The organism is Thalassospira sp. (genome assembly GCF_048059015.1).
GTDB lineage: Bacteria > Pseudomonadota > Alphaproteobacteria > Rhodospirillales > Thalassospiraceae > Thalassospira.
This window is the reverse complement of record NZ_JBLLNT010000002.1, coordinates 132839-146768: the sequence shown is the minus strand read 5'-3', so window position 1 is coordinate 146768 and position 13930 is coordinate 132839. Positions and strand designations below refer to the sequence as shown.

Genomic DNA, 13930 nt, shown 5'->3' with positions numbered 1-13930 from the left:
GTTACTTATCCGCACTCAGGTCTTTGGATTTGGAAGCCTTGGCTTTGGCATCCTTGATCGGAACCACGCTGGCACCCGGTTTGGTGCGGCGGATCATGTCGATCAGGCGGCCAAAGGTCGCGTTCAGTTCGGAACGCGCAACAACCATATCAACCATGCCATGTTCCAGAAGGTATTCGGCCGTCTGGAAGTCATCAGGCAGTTTTTCGCGAATGGTGCTTTCGATCACGCGGCGACCGGCAAAGCCGATCTGTGCGCCCGGCTCTGCCACCTGGATATCGCCCAGCATGGCAAAGGATGCGGAAACGCCACCGGTGGTCGGATCGGTCAGGAGCACGAAATAGGGCAGGCCCTTTTCCTTGACCTTTTCGATCGCAGCCGTCGTACGCGCCATCTGCATCAGGCTAAGGATGCCTTCCTGCATACGTGCGCCACCCGAAGCCGGGACGATGATCAGTGCAGCATCCTGAACGATTGCCAGTTCAGCGGCAGCAACGATGCCTTCGCCAACGGCAATGCCCATCGACCCACCCATAAAGGAGAAATCAAACACGGCAACAACGGTCGGATGACCACCAACCTCACCATGGGCCACAGCCAGCGCGTCCTTGTAGGTCGCCTTGGACTGAGCCGCTTTGAGGCGGTCGGTGTATTTTTTCTGATCACGGAATTTCAGCGGATCGACCGGAACATTCGGCAGTTCGATGGTCTGGTACTTGCCACCATCGAACAGGATCTCAAGACGGTCTTTGGCGGAAATCCGCATGTGATGGCCGCAATGCTGGCAAACATGATTGTTCTTAGCCAGATCACGGTGAAAGATCATCTGTTCGCACGATTTGCATTTGTGCCAAAGGTTTTCTGGCACATCTGTACGGCGAACGAGTTTCTGAATCTTTGGACGGACGAATTCAGTCAGCCACGACATATCGGATACTGATCCTTGGTTCTGTCTATATCGGTTCTATGAAACGCAGCGCCCTTACTTGCGTGCGTTTCGGACCCCATCAGCAAGTTCGCGAACAAGGCCGGTAACCATAGAGGCGGTCTTATCGGTGGCCTTGCCGTTTTCGTCAAGACTTTCGGCAATTTTTGATACGATTGCCGAACCAACAACGGCCGCATCGGCCTGTTTTGCAACATCGGCTGCCTGCTCGGCGGTCTTGATACCAAAACCAACCGCAATCGGAAGATCGGTATGGCGACGCAGGCGGCCCATGGCTTCGACAATCTGATCGTTGCTGGCCGAACCGGCACCGGTCACGCCTGCAACCGAGACATAGTAAACAAAGCCCGATGTATTCTGAACAAGTTTCGGAAGACGGTTGTCGTCCGAGGTCGGCGTGGTCAAACGAATGAAGGACAAGCCTTTTTCCACAGTCGGAACGCAAAGCTCTGCGTCTTCTTCAGGCGGCAGATCAACGACGATCAGGCCATCAACACCGGCATTGCGCGCATCTTCAAGGAACTCGGCAACGCCATAGATATAGATCGGGTTGTAGTAGCCCATCAGAATGATCGGCGTTTCGTGGTCCTGATCGCGGAAACCACGGACAAGTGACAGGGTCTTGCGCATATGCATGCCAGCAGCGAGTGCTCGGTTCGATGCTTCCTGAATGGCGGGGCCATCGGCCATCGGATCGGTGAACGGCATGCCGAGCTCGATGATATCCGCACCGGCTTCTGGCAGCTGCTTGAGGATTTCAAACGAAGCTTCCGGGTCCGGATCACCCGCGGTGATAAAGGTTACAAGACCGGCACGGCCTTCTTCCTTGAGCTTGGCAAAACGTTTGGCGATGCGGTCCTGGCCGCCGATGATAGCGTCGCTCACAGTTTAACTCCCAGTGCTTCGGCCACGGTAAAGATGTCTTTGTCACCCCGGCCACTCAGACACATGAGGATGATCTTGTCCTTGCCCATTTTGGGCGCTTCCTTGACGATCTGCGCAATCGCGTGGCTGCATTCCAGGGCCGGAATGATGCCTTCGAGTTCCGAGCACAGCTTGAACGCATCAAGGGCTTCGGTATCGGTGATCGGCTCGTAACGTGCGCGGCCGATATCTTTAAGCCAGCTATGTTCCGGACCAATGCCCGGATAATCAAGACCGGCCGAAATCGAGTCGGCTTCTTTGATCTGGCCGTCATCATCCATCAGAAGATAGGTGCGGTTGCCATGCAGAACGCCCGGCTTGCCGGCCGAAAGGCTTGCGGCATGTTTGCCGGTATGAATGCCGTGGCCTGCTGCTTCAACACCAACAACCTCGACATCCTTGTCATCAAGGAATGGGTGGAACAGGCCGATTGCGTTTGAACCGCCACCAACAGCTGCCAGAACCTGATCCGGCAGGCGGCCTTCGGCTTCAAGGATCTGTGCTCGGGCTTCATTGCCGATTACCGACTGGAAATCACGAACCAGTTCCGGATAGGGGTGCGGACCAGCAGCGGTACCAATGATGTAGAAGGTGTCTTCAACGTTGGTGACCCAGTCACGCAGCGCTTCGTTCATCGCATCCTTGAGCGAGCAGGAACCGGAAACAACCGGTTTGACCTCAGCACCGAGCAACTTCATGCGGAAGACGTTGGGCGACTGACGCTCGATATCCTTGGAGCCCATATAGACCGTGCAAGGCAGGCCAAAGCGCGCGCACACGGTCGCGGTCGCAACGCCATGCTGACCGGCGCCGGTTTCGGCGATGATACGGGTCTTGCCCATACGCTTGGCCAACAGGATCTGGCCGATGCAGTTATTGATCTTGTGCGCGCCGGTATGGTTGAGATCCTCGCGCTTGAAATAGATCTTTGCACCGCCGAGGTGATCAGACAGGCGTTCAGCGAAATACAGCGGGTTTTCACGGCCAACATAGTGACGGAGATAGTAATCCATCTCTTTTTTGAACGCGGGGTCGTTCTTGGCATCCTTATAGGCCTGCTCCAGCTCAAGGATCAGCGGCATCAGCGTTTCGGCGACAAAGCGTCCACCAAAATTACCAAAATGCCCGTCCGGATCCGGCAGAGCGCGATAGCTGTTAAGCGAGGGCGTAGAAGACGTCATGGAAGTTCCCCGTGGATTGGCCGTGATGGCGTTCACGACAGCATAGGCAGGTGACAGTTACATGGTCTGCCAGAAACCAGGTGGCGAGTTGCCACGCGAATTCCGGCACGACACTGTACCCAAAAACGTAGCGCTTGGATTAGTGGGCTGCGTGATCGGCCTGGGATTTGTCGAAGATATATTTTTTCGAGCAATACGGGCAGACCACCTCGCCCTTGTCCTCAAGATTGAGGTAAACCGTCGGGTGGCCAAGGTGACCTTTACCGCCGTCACAGGCAACATTTAACGTGCCGACTTTGATTTCTTCGGTGATCTTCATATATCCAGTTCCAAGTTTGCCAATTTCAGGCTTGAGTGACCATCGGGATTGGCCACGCGATGTGGTCAGCATTGACCCCGGTTTCCCGGGAATGATACCGATTGGGCATATTCAATCAATACTTCCGCATGCTCATGGCGCTCCATGGTCTTAGCGCAAACAAGCGACGCGGAAAAGAGTGGAGATCACTGACATATGAACGCAATGCCCGACTATGCCATCGAAGTCGAAGGGCTGACAAAGATCTATAAGGGGTCGAACGGCGAAAAACTCGCCCTTGATAACGTTTCGCTGAAGATCCCGCGTGGCTCGTTCTTTGCCCTGCTTGGGCCGAACGGGGCTGGAAAGTCTACTTTTATCAACATCCTGGCGGGTCTGGTGACCAAGACCGACGGGACGGCTAAAATCTGGGGCAACGATATCGAAGCGCAAATGCGTGCTGCGCGCTGCTCGATCGGGATCGTGCCACAGGAATTGAACCTTGATGCATTTTTCACCCCGCGTCAGGTGATGGAATTGCAGGCGGGCCTTTATGGCGTGCCCAAACCGGAACGTCGGACAGACGAGATTCTCGCAGCCCTTGGTCTTGCAGATAAGGCAGATTCTTATGCGCGTTCGCTGTCTGGTGGCATGCGTCGCCGTCTTCTGGTTGGCAAGGCGATGGTCCATACCCCACCGGTGCTTGTGCTTGATGAACCGACCGCAGGTGTGGATATCGAACTGCGTCAGCAGCTTTGGGCTTATGTCAAGGAACTCAACAAAGCCGGTGTGACGATCGTTCTGACCACGCATTACCTTGAAGAAGCCGAAGAACTTTGTGATCAGATCGCGATCATCAACAAGGGCAAGGTCATTGCCCATGAAGATAAACGCAGCCTTCTGCGTCGCATTGATCACAAGACGCTGGTTCTGACGGTGAACAATGTGCTGAACGCGGTACCGGATGCATTGGCACCCTGGGGGGCGGAGCTCAAATCTGAAAACCAGATTGCGCTTCATTACCGTCCAAGCAACACCCAGATGGCGGAAATCCTTGAAGCCATTCATGGTTGCGGCCTTGCGATCAAGGATCTCTCGACCGAGGAAGGTGATCTTGAAGACATCTTCCTGATGCTAACGCGTGACAATAACGCGCAGCGCGCCGGCGAAGCTGCCTGATCCAAGATCATTGATTGCTGATTTTATCAAAACCCCGCAAAGACTTGCGGGGTTTTGTTTTATGGCTTTAACTTTGAATTCCTGTCGCTGATATGGGTTCACATGCGCGCCAAAATCACCAAATTTGCATCCGGCTTTCTGTCCCGCGCAGCCCGCGTTTTGGTCCCGTGCCTGATGCTGAGCGTACTTTGGGCATGCGCACCAACCATTCACCCGGCTGGGCCGCCAATTGCGCAAACCGAACTGAGCGCGACCACCTATCGCGCCGGTGACGGGGCCGAGCTTGCCCTGCAAACTTGGGGCAACCTTGATGATCCTGATGCGGTGATCCTCGCCCTGCACGGGATGGGGGATTACGCCAATGCCTTCATGGAGTTGGGTGAACAAATTGGATCAGAGACCCTTGCGATCTATGCCTTTGACCAACGTGGATTTGGCCGAAGCCCGTCACGGCCGTTCTGGGCTGGAGCATACAGCATGGTTAATGATGCAAGTGATGTTTTAGCGATCCTCAAGGCCCGTTATCCAACGCGACCGGTTTTCCTGATGGGAAATTCCATGGGTGGGGCTGTGGCGATCATCACGGCGGCCACCCGCCCGCATTTGATGGATGGGGTGATATTGGTGGCACCGGCGGTATGGAACCGCGACATGATGCCTTGGTATCAAACAGCACCGCTTTCGATCATATCGCACAGTCTTCCGTGGTTGCCATTGACGGGGCGGGGGCTTGAGATCTGGCCATCAGATAATATCGAGATGCTCAGGCGTCTGTCGCGTGATCCCCATATGATGTCAGCCGTTCGGGTGGATCTGGTGGCCGGTGTGGCGGATTTGATGGATTTGGCGCGCATCCGGGCATCTGACATTCGTGTGCCGACATTGTTGCTATCAGGTGTTCAGGATCAGGTCATTCCGCCCGATGCGGTGGTGGCCCTTGATCGCGATCTTTCGGCTCTTGATCTGCCATTTTATCGGCATTGCCTTTATGAGGCGGGCTATCACATGCTTTTGCGTGATTTGAATGGGCCAACCGTGATCGAAGATATCCGTCGGTGGGTTATGGGCAGGGCAACAGCAGAAAATTATTCCTGCGCAGGATCATGATTGCTTTTTGACCAAGGATCGGTGATCAGGTAGCCTTTTTTAAAGAGTTGCAATGCATTATGCGGGTTGTCGAACCGCTGCTTCGTCCCGATATGCCAAGCAGCGACCATGGTGCATCGTCACATAAACGGAGGATCAGGACCGGCATGCTAAGGACCATTCGGGCAAAGTTCCTGGGTGTCGCGGCCTTTTTCGTCGTGTGGCTTGTGGTGGCCACCGGGTTCTCTGTGATTCAGTCCCTTGGCATTAATGGTGATCTTGAAGCTGTGTCGCGCTATGTGACGCCGGTCAAAGATGCGCTGTCAGACGTGCGTGCGCGTCAGCTTGAACAAATCTCGCTGATTGATCGCTATATGCGGGTCGTCGAAAATGATGGCTCTAGCGCGCCGCTGCTCAATGGCATCGAAATTGAAATCGATGCCAAACAAACCCAGATCGAACAGGCTTTCCGCAAATCATTCACCTTTGCCGCCCTTGGTCGTGCACAGGCTGCCGGACATTTTGAAGAAGGTGTCCTGCTTGATCTTGATGTGCGCATGCGCGAATTCGCCGATGTTTCTGCGCAATTTTCGCTGGGTGTTGAACGGCTGCTCAGCCGTGTGAATGACGGCGATATCCTTGATGCCCAGCGTCAGGAAAACATTGTTCGCACTCTTCATCGCAACATTGTGCTGGATCTGCGTAACGAGATTTTGCTTTTGGAAAAATACTCGGCCGATACGGTCGAAAGCGTTTCCAAGCGCGAAGATTTCCTGATCCAGGCCGAATTCATCATGATGCTGGCTGCGGTCATCATTGGCGTGTCGCTGGCTTATTACCTTGCCCATGCGGTGGTGGTGGCGGTGCGTCAGACGACCAATGCGCTCAATTCCATTCAATCGGGCAAGCTGGATACCAAGCTTGAATTTAGTTCCAAGGGCGATTTCGCCCGGCTTGCCGATGCGTTTAACCGCATGACGCGCGAACTTCGCGTGCGATTCCGGATGCGCGAACGGTTTGGCAAATATGTCGATCCAAAGGTTGTGAATAACCTTATTGCGCAGGAAACCGCGCTTGAAAGCTCGGAAAAGCGTGTGATGACGGTCAGTGTCGTGAACCTGACCGGGTTTGACTGGCTGGCCGAACATACCCCGCCTGAAAAGCTTGTCGATTTCCTCAATGACTATCTGACCGCCATGACCGAGCCGATCGCAAGTCAAAGCGGCATCATTGATAATTTCGTTGGCGACCGTGTAATCGGTTTCTGGGGCCCGCCGTTTTGCGGGGAAAATGCCCATGCCCGTCATGCTTGTCAGGCGGCACTTGAACAGGTCGCGCGCTTTAACGCGCTTAAGACCAAATATGCCGATCTGATCGGTGATTACGGGCTTGATATCCGTGTCGGTATTGCGACAGGCGAGGTCGTGGTGGGCTCCATCGGGACTGATAAATCGCGCGCCTATACGGTGGTTGGTGATTGCGTGAACTATGCCAACCGTCTGGAAAAGGCCAACCGGGTCTATGGCACGCGCATTCTGGCCTCGCACGAAACTGCCAATATGGCAGCCGGCGAGATTGAAATGCGCGATCTTGATCATGTTGTGCTGCTCGGCACGGAAAAGGTCGTGTTCCTGTACGAGGTTCTGGCAAGCGGTGGGCAGCTTTCCGATGATCGCCGTGACTGGCGGACCAAATATGAAACTGCCATGGCGCATTACCGCCAGGGCGAGTTTGATCAGGCCCGCCCCCTTTATGAAAAAGTCCTTGAGTTTGATGACAGCGACTTTGCCGCCCAGCTGATGATGAACCGGATGGAACGTCTTGAACGTCGTGAGCAGGACCGCGAATGGAATGGCACCTGGGTCGTGCGTGATCCATATGATCGCCGCGATGTTGAAAGCTGATTGCCGCGATCCGGACGCAAGGTTACGTTAACCAGATCAGGTGATACTCGGGCGTGCGGGACGGGTTCAAAAACCCTTGCCCGTAAGAGCCAAACCCTGTATCACCCATCGCATTCGGGCCACTTGATCCAGTTGTGGACCGATCTATTGCGCACCCGTAGCTCAGCTGGATAGAGCGTTGCCCTCCGAAGGCAAAGGCCACAGGTTCGAATCCTGTCGGGTGCGCCACTCCTCCAAAAAGTGATACATGATTGGCGATCCCCAGATAGGACGCGTAAGGACCGCTTCGCCTTACCAGGCCCGGCTGGACTGAGTTGTCGTATTCTTTTGGGGCTTATCGATGAAGAAACTCTTCTTCCTGTTCACCATTCATCCGGTTTCGCTCGCCGTCTGGACCCTTGTCGTCATGGCAATGGTGGTCACAACCGGCTGGGCACATTTCGCGACCCTGTCACTGGCATTTGAAACCGGTATTTTTGATGCCGATGTCACACTCGAAGAAGACGTTGCCGTCATCCTTGTTGCATTCGGCGTGTTTCTTGAAATGCGCGAGATGCTGGCAAAACGAGCTTACGGCGAAGAAATCGCCGAGAAGCAGCATGAGCTGAACGAACTTTCCGAACGATACGGCGCTTATCTGCTGATCATCGGCCTGATCATGGAAATCAACGATCAGTGTTTTGAACCGCTGCTTGAAGACACGTTTGTGGCTGCGTTTGGGGTTGCATCGATGGCATTCTTTGATGCGCTTGCGCTGATTATGGGGATCGCGTTTCTTGCCAAGCTGTGTGTTCCATCCCGTCATGTGGCGGCGTGATCAGGCCAATTTAGGGCTGCTAAAGCGTGTGCGTGTCGCTATGGTGCGGGCAGGATTTTAAGAAAGCGAAAGATCAGAAATGCGCGGATACCTTCATGATGTTGCTGGCCATAACGTATTGTTCGCAATGGCGGCACCGGCGGAATATGGCGCTTTTCTCAAAGCGCGATTTACGCCCTTGATGATCGGCGTTGGCCCGGTGGAGGCAGCGATCAATCTGACGGAAGCTTTGACCGAGCTGAAGCTGGCGGGTGATTTGCCTGATCTGGTGGTCACGTTGGGATCGGCCGGGTCGCGGACCTTGGAGCAGGCCGAGGTTTATCAGGCCGTGTCGGTATCATATCGCGACATGGATGCATCTGTTCTGGGCTTTGAGAAGGGCTGTACGCCTTTTGTTGATTTGCCAGCCGAGATCGAGATGACGTTGCGCATTCCAGGCGTCCCGGAAGCACGTTTGTCGACCGGGGCCAATGTGGTGTCGGGTGCGACCTATGACGTGATTGATGCTGATATGGTCGATATGGAAAGCTTTGCCATCCTGCGCGCGTGCCATAAATTTGATGTGCCGCTGATCGGTCTTCGCGGCATTTCCGATGGCAAGGAAGAGCTTAAGAAGCTTTCGGACTGGACGGCCTATCTGCATGTGATTGATGAAAAGCTGGCTGTGGCCGTTGATGCGCTCAAAGCCGGTCTTGAAAGTGGCGAGATCAGCATTCCCAAACGCTGATCTTGGTCTTGTTTGTAACTCCCTCCCCGCATTCCGCACTCGACACGCCTTGATCCGGTATTGGTTCTACCGGTGGCTTTTGTCGTGCAAGCAATCAGAATTCGGAAAGTCGAGTTCGATAGGTGTCGGATGCGACCCATTCTCCCAATTTTTCTAGCAGGTTATCTAGCTGCTCCATCTCGATCTTGTTGAGCGGGCTGTGCAAAATCTGGTCGAGCTCATCAGAGATGATGCGGGCTTGTGATCTGACGTCTTTGCCTTTTTGCGTGGTTGAAAGGCGAAAGATGCGCGCGTCTGCATCCGAGTTTTCACGCGAAACAAGATCCTTTGCGATCAGATTCTGAATGATCCGCGACGTCAGGCTTTTTTCAAGGCCGGTTTCCTTGGCGATTTTGGCGAATGTCGTTCCAGGCATGTCATCAATCAATCGCAGAACCCTTAGCTCACGAATGCGACAGCCGGTTTCGCGCAGGAAAATCTCGTCATTCTCTGCGATGGCCCGCTGCGCCAACAGCTCAAGCCGGTAGGTCAGTCGGATGTTCATGAAGGTTTTCTGCTCGGACATTAGGGCCAGTGTCTCCGGTTTCATGGTTTCCTCCTCAAAATGCGCTATTGATCTTTCTTTTCAACAATCTTAATCTGCAATTATCTCAATATGCAACTATATGGGGGATCGATGTTCGAAACTTGGTACGAGGGCCAGAGAGCGAAAAGCCTGTCCTGGCTTCAGGCATTGCACCGCCATCCCGAGATTGGGTTTGAAGAGGTCCGCACCGCTGGCTTGGTTGCGGAAACCCTCAATGCACTTGGTTACGACATCGAAACAGGCATTGGGCGTACCGGCGTTGTCGCCTCATTGACCAAGGGTGATGACAACGGGTACGGGCGCACCATCGGCTTTCGCGCAGAGCTTGATGCCCTGCCGATGAACGAAACGGCAGATGTTGATTATGCCTCTGAACTGCCAAACCGTTTCCATGGTTGCGGCCATGACGGCCACACCGTGACGGCCATGACCGCCGCGGCCTATCTGGCCGAACATGGCAACTTTGACGGCACTGTGCGCTTTATATTTCAGCCTGCCGAAGAGCTGCTTGAGGGCGCACGGGCGATGATTTCAGACGGTCTGTTTGATCGCTTCCCATGTGACGAGATCTATGCCCTGCATAACATTCCGGGGCTGCCGGTCGGGCATGTTTGCATTCCTGATGATGTGGTCTTGGCTTCGTCAGACAATATAGACGTGAAGATTTTTGCAAATGGCACGCATGGTTCTGCGCCGCAGACTGGCGAAGACGCCATCCTTGCTGCGGCAAGCTTTATTACGACGGTTCAGCAACTTGCGACCCGGGTGATTGATACCCGATCTGCTGGTGTGATCTCGTTCGGGGTGTGTCAGGGCGGAACAGCGCGCAACATTTTGCCAGACTTCGTCACCCTGCAAGGCACCATGCGGACGCACTCAAAGGAAGTTCGCGACCGCCTGACAAGCCTGTTGGAAGACAGCGCAAAATCCATCGAGATATCGCACGGCGTAAAAATCGCCTTGACTGTGGAAACCGTAGCACCGCTGACCCGCAATCATGCACTTGGCGTTGATGCCGTTAGAAAAACGGCCATTGATTTGTTTGGTGCGGATCGTGTGGTTGAAGCCTCCAAGAGCCTGATGGCGTCAGAGGATTTCTCGGAAATGCTGGGACTTGTACCCGGGGCTTATTTCTTTATTGGGCAAGATGGCCGCTATCCGCATCATCCGGATTATGCCTTTGACCCGAACATCATCCCGATCGGCGCGCAAATATTTGCTGATCTGGCGAAAAAGCGCTGTGCAAAGCAGCCGTAAAAACGACGAAAAACTTGGTTTATCAGAGGTGGATCAGATGAATAAATACATGCGAAAAATGGTGTTGGGGGCCATTGTGATCGGGGCGATATCAGGCGCTGGAATGGGTTCTGCACATTCAGAAACCCTGACCCTGTCAACTTGGGTGCCGGCAACTCACTTTGTCCATACCGACTTCCTTGTGCCATTTGCCAAGAATGTTGAAGCGGCGACCGAAGGGCGGGTAACGATCAACATTCTTCCAGCCCCGCTTGGTAGCCCGCCGCAACATTGGGAACTTGCGCGTACTGGCGTTGCCGACATTACGTGGGGCAATTTCACTTACGAGCCGGAACGTTTTAAATCGATCTGGTTTGCTGAATTCCCGAATGCCGGAACCAATGCAGAGGCCCAAAGCCGTGCGCTTTGGCAGACCTATGAAACGTATCTTTCTGACATGTCACCATATAGCGATGTGAAGATGTTGGCTGTCGGCATGCTTGGCGGCGGGCAGCTTCATCATGGCAGCAAAAAGATTGTTGCGCCGGACGACGTCGCCAATCAAAAGTTCCGCATGGGCGGCCCGATTCAGGAAAAGCTTCTCAGTGCGCTTGGCGCTGTGCCGGTTGCAGCACCAGCCCCCAAGGCCTATGAAATGCTTGATGCCAATGTGATCGACGGATCGCTGCATCCGTTGGAATCGATTGTGAATTTCCGACTTGAAGAAAGCCTTCCCCATCATACCATTTTCCCAAATGGTCTTTATGATGGCACGTTCTTCTTTGTCATGAACAAGGCGAAGTGGAATGGTCTGAGTGATGCCGACAAAGCCGCGATCGACAGTATATCCGGCGAGAGCTTGTCAGCACTTTGGGGCAAGAACTTTGATGTTCAAAGTGCAAGTGCCACTGAAAAGCTCAAGGGCGCAGGACATGAATTTGTCGACGCTTCACCGGAACTTGTCGCCGCTGTCGATGAAGTATACGCAACCATGGTTTCCGACTGGGTGGATAGCGCGAAATCAGCTGGTCTGGAAGATCCGCAGGCAGTTCTTGATTTCTACAGTGCGGCCTATAAAGACGTGCTCGCCAAATAGAACCAGACATTGAGACCACATAAGCCCCGGGAAGCAGGTCATCAATGCCCCGGGGATTATGTCATCCAAAGGATAATACCATGCGTGGCATTGCTCTTGGCGTGCGCAGACTTACCGAAACACTGATTACGGTCCTTATGATTGCAATGGTCGGGCTGACCTTTTGTGATGTGATCGGGCGTCATCTGTTTGGTTATCCGATCTATGGGGCAAATGATCTGATCGAACATCTGATGGCGCTGGTGGTTTTTGCCGGCTTGCCGTTGGTGACGGTGGCGGGGATGCATCTGACCGTTGATATTTTTGATAAATATCTGCTCCAATCCGGGTTCTACTGGTGGCGGGTTGTGACGGCTGTCGGGGTCTCGGCTATTTTGGCGTTGATTGCCTATTTGTTTGTTGGGCATGCACAGAATGCCAGTTCGATTTCAGAAGTCAGTCAGGCGCTAAACATCCCACGAGCACCATTTTATTTTTACATCGCAATCAGTTGTGGTCTTTCGGTTTTTGCAGCTTATGCCGTGTTGTTTGCAACGTTCCGACGTGATGAAACCTCAGAACAAGATCCGGAGAACGAGCTATGTTGATCGGCAGTATTTCCATGCTCGCCGTCATCATTTTGGCGATGTTGCGTGTGCCATTGGCCTTTGCTTTGCTTGGGGTTTCGATTGTCGGGATGGGCTTGGCCGTGAGCTGGCAGACTGCGTTTCTGCTAGTGCCAATTACCATATCTGATGCGGTCTTCTCCTATGATCTTGCAGTTGTGCCGATGTTCATTTTGATGGGCAACGTCATTGCCAAAACGGGTATTGCGCGCGACCTGTTTAAGGCTGCATTTGCCTTTGTCGGGCACATGCGCGGTGGGCTTGCGCTTTCGACCATGATCGCATGTTCCGGGTTTTCGGCAGTGTGTGGCTCCAGCTACGCAACCGCCGCGACCATGACCAAGGTCGCCTATCCCAGTCTTAAGCGATATGGCTATTCCGACAAGATTTCTGCCGGCACGATCGCTGCGGGTGGAACACTCGGTATCATGATCCCGCCATCGATCATCATGGTGGTCTATGGCATCCTGACCCAGACTAATATCGGCCATCTGTTTGTTGCCGGTGTTCTACCGGGACTCTTGGGATTAGGGCTTTATCTGCTTGTCATTGTCGGAATCGCCACACGAAGACCGTCTGATGCGCCCAAGGGGGATAGGGCTTCCTGGGCAGAGCGTCTTGCGTCCATTAAAGGAGTTTGGCCATTCATTCTGCTGTTTGGTCTGATCATTGGCGGGCTTTATGGCAAGCTGTTCACACCCACAGAAGCGGCCGGGATGGGGGCCGGGTTGTCGATCCTGATTGCTTTTCTTCATGGACGCCTTAACCCCGCGACTTTGAAGAAAGTCATTGTTGAAACCGCATATACCTCAGTCTCGCTTTACGCCGTTTTGTTTGGTGCGATGCTGTTTTCCAAGCTTTTGACCCTTTCTGGGCTTGCGGGTGGGTTGCTTGGCCTCGTTCAACTAAGTGGTCTTGATGGTCTGGCCCTGATTTTCTGCATTATGGCCGTGTTTCTTGTTTTGGGCTGTGTCATGGATTCCATGGCCATGATTCTAATCTTTGTGCCCCTGTTTGCCCCGATTGTTGCCAGTCAGGGGTTTGATTTGGTCTGGTTTGGCATTCTGATCATTATCGTGACCGAGATCGCGCTGATCACCCCGCCAATGGGGATGAATGTGTTTGTGATGAAGTCAGTATTGCCCGACGTCCCAGTGCTGCGGATCTTCAGCGGATTGGTGCCGTTTATTGCAGTTGATGTGGTCCGTTTGGTTCTGCTCGTCGCGTTTCCAGTCATTACGCTGTGGCTTGGCAGTACAGTGGGGTAACAACGGGTCATACTCGGCCGGTCAAACTCGGCTTTTGCATAAGCCTTATAAAAATGGGATCAGCCGCCAATTAGGCT

14 protein-coding genes and 1 tRNA gene are annotated in these 13930 nt (G+C 53.7%); 10 read left to right on the top strand and 5 right to left on the bottom strand.

Going from position 1 to position 13930, the window contains the following annotated elements; all coding sequences use genetic code 11:
• Position 1: 1 nt before the first annotated feature.
• The 4 genes from accD to ACMZ66_RS01305 form a co-directional block, all read right to left on the bottom strand.
• A complete protein-coding gene (gene accD / locus ACMZ66_RS01320; protein WP_416933694.1) occupies positions 2 to 928 on the bottom strand; it encodes an acetyl-CoA carboxylase, carboxyltransferase subunit beta in 927 nt (308 codons plus the stop codon).
• Between the two features lie 54 nt (positions 929 to 982).
• Positions 983 to 1831, bottom strand: a complete 849-nt coding sequence (gene trpA, locus ACMZ66_RS01315; RefSeq protein ID WP_416933692.1) for a tryptophan synthase subunit alpha — start codon at positions 1829 to 1831, stop codon at positions 983 to 985.
• Positions 1828 to 3051 carry a tryptophan synthase subunit beta gene (gene trpB / locus ACMZ66_RS01310; RefSeq protein WP_416933690.1) on the bottom strand — a complete coding sequence of 408 codons (1224 nt, stop codon included), beginning with the start codon at positions 3049 to 3051 and terminating at the stop codon, positions 1828 to 1830. The genes trpA and trpB overlap by 4 nt, the downstream gene beginning before the upstream one ends.
• Before the next feature lie 139 nt (positions 3052 to 3190).
• Complete coding sequence (locus ACMZ66_RS01305; protein WP_416933688.1) at positions 3191 to 3442, bottom strand: zinc-finger domain-containing protein; 252 nt, start codon at positions 3440 to 3442, stop codon at positions 3191 to 3193.
• A 123-nt stretch (positions 3443 to 3565) separates the two neighbouring features.
• Between ACMZ66_RS01305 and ACMZ66_RS01300 the strand changes: the two genes are divergently transcribed.
• The 6 genes from ACMZ66_RS01300 to ACMZ66_RS01275 all read left to right on the top strand — a co-directional run bounded on the left by ACMZ66_RS01300 (position 3566) and on the right by ACMZ66_RS01275 (position 9062).
• Complete coding sequence (locus tag ACMZ66_RS01300) at positions 3566 to 4528, top strand: ABC transporter ATP-binding protein (RefSeq protein ID WP_416933686.1); 963 nt, start codon at positions 3566 to 3568, stop codon at positions 4526 to 4528.
• A 102-nt stretch (positions 4529 to 4630) separates the two neighbouring features.
• Complete coding sequence (locus tag ACMZ66_RS01295) at positions 4631 to 5635, top strand: lysophospholipase (protein ID WP_416933684.1); 1005 nt, start codon at positions 4631 to 4633, stop codon at positions 5633 to 5635.
• 146 nt (positions 5636 to 5781) lie between these two features.
• Positions 5782 to 7518 carry an adenylate/guanylate cyclase domain-containing protein gene (locus ACMZ66_RS01290; protein WP_416933682.1) on the top strand — a complete coding sequence of 579 codons (1737 nt, stop codon included), beginning with the start codon at positions 5782 to 5784 and terminating at the stop codon, positions 7516 to 7518.
• Positions 7519 to 7669: 151 nt separating this feature from the next.
• Positions 7670 to 7746, top strand: a tRNA-Arg gene (locus ACMZ66_RS01285).
• Positions 7747 to 7858: 112 nt separating this feature from the next.
• The gene (locus ACMZ66_RS01280) at positions 7859 to 8335 is read left to right on the top strand and encodes a hypothetical protein (RefSeq protein ID WP_416933680.1); all 477 of its coding nucleotides are present in this window, start codon (positions 7859 to 7861) and stop codon (positions 8333 to 8335) included.
• A 79-nt stretch (positions 8336 to 8414) separates the two neighbouring features.
• Complete coding sequence (locus tag ACMZ66_RS01275; protein WP_416933678.1) at positions 8415 to 9062, top strand: 5'-methylthioadenosine/S-adenosylhomocysteine nucleosidase; 648 nt, start codon at positions 8415 to 8417, stop codon at positions 9060 to 9062.
• 94 nt (positions 9063 to 9156) lie between these two features.
• Here the strand turns inward: ACMZ66_RS01275 and ACMZ66_RS01270 are convergent, their stop codons facing one another.
• Positions 9157 to 9651 carry a MarR family winged helix-turn-helix transcriptional regulator gene (locus ACMZ66_RS01270; RefSeq protein WP_416933676.1) on the bottom strand — a complete coding sequence of 165 codons (495 nt, stop codon included), beginning with the start codon at positions 9649 to 9651 and terminating at the stop codon, positions 9157 to 9159.
• A gap of 87 nt (positions 9652 to 9738) precedes the next feature.
• On the opposite strand from ACMZ66_RS01270, the gene ACMZ66_RS01265 reads away from it, so the two are divergent.
• From ACMZ66_RS01265 to ACMZ66_RS01250, 4 genes are all read left to right on the top strand, one after another.
• Positions 9739 to 10905 (top strand): amidohydrolase, encoded by a 1167-nt coding sequence (locus tag ACMZ66_RS01265; RefSeq protein WP_416933674.1) that lies wholly within the window; start codon positions 9739 to 9741, stop codon positions 10903 to 10905.
• Between the two features lie 37 nt (positions 10906 to 10942).
• Entirely contained in the window at positions 10943 to 11980 is a 1038-nt protein-coding gene (locus ACMZ66_RS01260; protein ID WP_416933672.1) for a TRAP transporter substrate-binding protein, read from the top strand.
• A gap of 80 nt (positions 11981 to 12060) precedes the next feature.
• Positions 12061 to 12567 carry a TRAP transporter small permease gene (locus ACMZ66_RS01255; RefSeq protein WP_416933670.1) on the top strand — a complete coding sequence of 169 codons (507 nt, stop codon included), beginning with the start codon at positions 12061 to 12063 and terminating at the stop codon, positions 12565 to 12567.
• On the top strand, positions 12561 to 13853 hold the full coding sequence (locus ACMZ66_RS01250; RefSeq protein ID WP_416933668.1) for a TRAP transporter large permease: 1293 nt from the start codon (positions 12561 to 12563) through the stop codon (positions 13851 to 13853). Before ACMZ66_RS01255 ends, ACMZ66_RS01250 begins: the two co-directional genes overlap by 7 nt.
• The last annotated feature ends 77 nt before the right edge of the window (positions 13854 to 13930 follow it).

Excerpts from the sequence above, each read along its gene's own strand:
- accD (WP_416933694.1), bottom strand. The coding sequence starts at position 928 with ATGTCGTGGCTGACTGAATTCGTCCGTCCAAAGATTCAGAAACTCGTT.
- trpB (WP_416933690.1), bottom strand. The coding sequence starts at position 3,051 with ATGACGTCTTCTACGCCCTCGCTTAACAGCTATCGCGCTCTGCCGGAT.
- ACMZ66_RS01305 (WP_416933688.1), bottom strand. The coding sequence starts at position 3,442 with ATGCTGACCACATCGCGTGGCCAATCCCGATGGTCACTCAAGCCTGAA.
- ACMZ66_RS01300 (WP_416933686.1), top strand. The coding sequence starts at position 3,566 with ATGAACGCAATGCCCGACTATGCCATCGAAGTCGAAGGGCTGACAAAG.
- ACMZ66_RS01295 (WP_416933684.1), top strand. The coding sequence starts at position 4,631 with ATGCGCGCCAAAATCACCAAATTTGCATCCGGCTTTCTGTCCCGCGCA.
- ACMZ66_RS01290 (WP_416933682.1), top strand. The coding sequence starts at position 5,782 with ATGCTAAGGACCATTCGGGCAAAGTTCCTGGGTGTCGCGGCCTTTTTC.
- ACMZ66_RS01280 (WP_416933680.1), top strand. The coding sequence starts at position 7,859 with ATGAAGAAACTCTTCTTCCTGTTCACCATTCATCCGGTTTCGCTCGCC.
- ACMZ66_RS01275 (WP_416933678.1), top strand. The coding sequence starts at position 8,415 with ATGCGCGGATACCTTCATGATGTTGCTGGCCATAACGTATTGTTCGCA.
- ACMZ66_RS01270 (WP_416933676.1), bottom strand. The coding sequence starts at position 9,651 with ATGAAACCGGAGACACTGGCCCTAATGTCCGAGCAGAAAACCTTCATG.
- ACMZ66_RS01265 (WP_416933674.1), top strand. The coding sequence starts at position 9,739 with ATGTTCGAAACTTGGTACGAGGGCCAGAGAGCGAAAAGCCTGTCCTGG.
- ACMZ66_RS01260 (WP_416933672.1), top strand. The coding sequence starts at position 10,943 with ATGAATAAATACATGCGAAAAATGGTGTTGGGGGCCATTGTGATCGGG.
- ACMZ66_RS01255 (WP_416933670.1), top strand. The coding sequence starts at position 12,061 with ATGCGTGGCATTGCTCTTGGCGTGCGCAGACTTACCGAAACACTGATT.
- ACMZ66_RS01250 (WP_416933668.1), top strand. The coding sequence starts at position 12,561 with ATGTTGATCGGCAGTATTTCCATGCTCGCCGTCATCATTTTGGCGATG.